This window comes from Promicromonospora sp. NPDC060204 (assembly GCF_042728455.1).
Lineage (GTDB): Bacteria > Actinomycetota > Actinomycetes > Actinomycetales > Cellulomonadaceae > Promicromonospora.
This window is the reverse complement of the sequence record NZ_JBHWZO010000414.1, coordinates 1-3,071: the sequence shown is the minus strand read 5'-3', so window position 1 is coordinate 3,071 and position 3,071 is coordinate 1. Positions and strand designations below refer to the sequence as shown.

Genomic DNA, 3,071 nt, shown 5'->3' with positions numbered 1-3,071 from the left:
GTCCATCGTCGGACCGATCTCGAAGCAACCGACCGAAGTCGTGTCCCCCTGCCCCAAACCCTCAGTTGAGGAGGTGCAGGCTGTCCTTGTTCTTGTCCGCGTACAGGCGCTCGACGTCGGCGTCGAAGTCCTTGAGGAACACCGCCCGCTTCACGCTCTGCTTGGGCGTGAGGTACCCGTTCTCGATCGTCAGGTCGCCCGCCAGCACCGTGTACTTGCGGATCGACTCGGCCTTCGAGACCGCCTTGTTCGCCCGCTGCACCGCGCCGTCCAGAGCCGCGAGGACGTCGGGGTCCTTGCGCGCCTCGTCGACCGACATCGCCGGCTTGCCGTGCATCTTGAGCCAGCCCGGCAGGCCCTCGGCGTCGAGCGTGAAGAGCGCACCGATGAACGGCTTGCCGTCGCCGACCACGACGCACTGGCTCACCAGGGCGTGCGCGCGGATGCGGTCCTCCAGCATCGAGGGCGCCACGTTCTTGCCGCCGGCCGTGACGATGATCTCCTTCTTGCGGCCGGTGATCGTGAGGAACCCGTCGTCGTCCAGCACGCCCAGGTCGCCGGTGCGGAACCAGCCGTCCTCGGTGAATGCCTCCGCCGTGGCGGCCTCGTTCTTGTGGTACGCCCGGAAGATGTGGTGGCCCTTGAGCAGGATCTCGCTGTCCGCGGCGATCTTGACGCCGCAGCCGGGAAGCTGGAGGCCGACCGAGCCGATCTTCGTCGCCGTAGGACGGTTCACGCTGGTCGGGGCGGTCGACTCGGTGAGGCCGTAGCCCTCGAGCACCTTCAGGCCCAGGCCCCGGTAGAAGTGGCCGAGCCGCTCGCCGAGCGGGCCGCCGCCCGAGACCGCGAACTCCGCGCGCCCGCCGAGCTTGGCGCGCAGCTTGGAGAAGACCAGCGCGCTGGCGACCGCGTGCTGCAGCCGCAGACCGATCCCCGGGCCCGACGGCGTGTCGAGCGCCCGCGACCACGCGATGCCCGTCGCCGTGGCCCAGTGGAAGATCTTCGCCTTGCCGCCGGCCGCCGCCGTCTGCTCCGCCGTGTTGTAGACCTTCTCGAACACCCGCGGCACCGCGAGGATGAAGGTCGGCTTGAACTCGCCCAGCGCGTCGACCAGCGTGGACGTGTCGCCCCAGTGCCCGGTGACCACACCGCCGGCCACCGCGAGCACGTGGATGTAGCGGGCGAAGACGTGCGCCATCGGGATGAACAGGAGGGTGCGTCCGCCCTCCTTGGCGAACACCTCCGGCACGGCCTCGACGGCGTTCACGGCGAGCGACGCGAAGTTGCGGTGCGTCAGCTCGGCGCCCTTGGGGCGACCCGTGGTCCCCGAGGTGTAGATGATCGTGGCCAGGTCGTCGAGGCCGGACAGGCCCCGGCGCCGGGCGATCTCGTCGTCGGACACGTCCGCGCCCTCGGCCGCGACCGCGTCGAGCGCACCGTCGTCGATGACGAGCACGTCGGTCACGAGCGGGGTCGCGTCGCGCACCTCGGCGACGGTGGCGGCGTTGGCCGCGGTCTCGGCGAAGACCAGCTTCACCTCGGCGTCGGAGAGGATCCACTCGACCTGCTCGGCCGAGGAGGTCTCGTAGACCGGGACAGGCACCGCGCCCGCGGCCCACGCCGCGAAGTCCAGCACGGCCCACTCGTACCGCGTGCGGCACATGATGCCGACGCGGTCCCCGGGCTCGATCCCGTGGGCCACCAGGCCCTTCGCCACAGCGACCACCTGGGCGTCGAACTCGCCGGCGCTGACGACCCGCCAGGGCTCGCCCTTCCCCGCAGGAACCTCCATCATCGGCTTGTCGGCGCCGGCACCGACCCGCTCGGCGAGAACATCGTTGAGATTGGAGGTGGGGGGCAGCTCGATGAGGATCGGGCTGAAGATCTCGTCCATTCTGACTCCAGTGGCAGTACTGACCGTGCCTGCAAAGATACCGGGAAACGGACTCCGCGTGTTGCACTCCTCGCGGTCGCTACCCTGGGTGTGCGCACCTTCTCGGTGCAGCCCCCTTTTCGACGGTCCACGCGGCCGTCGCGCAACGAGAGAACGTGAGGACGAATGCACGCCATCGGGGTCGACATCGGCGGCACCAAGATCGCTGTGGGAGTCGTCGACGAGGAGGGCAAGATCCTCGCCCAGGTGCGCCGGGAGACCGACGCCGACGACGTCGCGCACATCGACAGGGCCATCGCGGACGCGTGCAACGAGCTCGTCAAGGAGCACGAGGTGGGGGCGATCGGCCTGGCCGCAGCCGGCTTCGTGAGCCCTGACCGCACGTCCGTGAACTTCGCGCCCAACATCGCCTGGCGGGAGTACCCGCTGGCGGCGAAGGTCGCCGAGCTCGTGGACGCCGACCTGCCGATCGTCGTCGAGAACGACGCCAACGCAGCCGGCTGGGCCGAGTTCCGGTTCGGCGCGGGCCGCGAGGCCACCGACATGCTCATGCTCACGGTCGGCACCGGCCTGGGCGGCGCCGTCATCTCCGAGCGGGATCTCGTGCGCGGCAAGTGGGGCATGGCGGCCGAGGTCGGGCACATGCGCGTCGTCCCGGAGGGCCACTACTGCGGGTGCGGCCACGAGGGCTGCTGGGAGCAGTACGCGTCGGGCAGCGCCCTGGAGCGCGACGCCCAGCACGCCGCCGTCGCCCGGGTGGACCAGGCGGACCGCCTGCTCGAGCTCGCGGGCGGCGACCCGGAGAAGATCCGCGGCAAGATGGTGACCGAGGCCGCCCAGGAGGGCGACGAGCTGTCGATCGAGCTGCTCGCGACCCTCGGGCGCTGGATCGGCGAGGGTTCCGCGTCGGTCGCGGCCCTGCTGGACCCCGAGCTCATCGTGATCGGCGGCGGCGTCGGCGCGGCAGGCGACCTGCTGCTCGGCCCGGTGCGCCGCGGCTTCGAGGCGCAGCTCTCGGCGATGGGCCACCGGCCCGTGGCCAAGATCGAGCTGGCCGAGCACGGCAACGAGGCCGGCATCGTCGGCGCGGCGGACCTGGCCCGGCGCTAGCCGCACCCTCCCAGGCCCGCCCCGAGCGGGCCGGGAAACGTGTCAGACCCTCAGATCACCCGGGTGA

At 71.0% G+C, this 3,071-nt stretch carries 2 protein-coding genes; one reads left to right on the top strand and one right to left on the bottom strand.

Annotated features, from left to right (window positions below):
- Positions 1 to 61: 61 nt before the first annotated feature.
- Positions 62 to 1,894, bottom strand: a complete 1,833-nt coding sequence (locus ACFWEJ_RS28180) for an AMP-dependent synthetase/ligase (protein WP_377232470.1) — start codon at positions 1,892 to 1,894, stop codon at positions 62 to 64.
- Between the two features lie 165 nt (positions 1,895 to 2,059).
- Between ACFWEJ_RS28180 and ACFWEJ_RS28175 the strand changes: the two genes are divergently transcribed.
- Positions 2,060 to 3,004, top strand: a complete 945-nt coding sequence (locus ACFWEJ_RS28175) for an ROK family glucokinase (protein ID WP_377232469.1) — start codon at positions 2,060 to 2,062, stop codon at positions 3,002 to 3,004.
- The last annotated feature ends 67 nt before the right edge of the window (positions 3,005 to 3,071 follow it).

Coding starts and splice junctions, on each gene's coding strand:
- ACFWEJ_RS28175 (WP_377232469.1), top strand. CDS start 2,060: ATGCACGCCATCGGGGTCGACATCGGCGGCACCAAGATCGCTGTGGGA.
- ACFWEJ_RS28180 (WP_377232470.1), bottom strand. CDS start 1,894: ATGGACGAGATCTTCAGCCCGATCCTCATCGAGCTGCCCCCCACCTCC.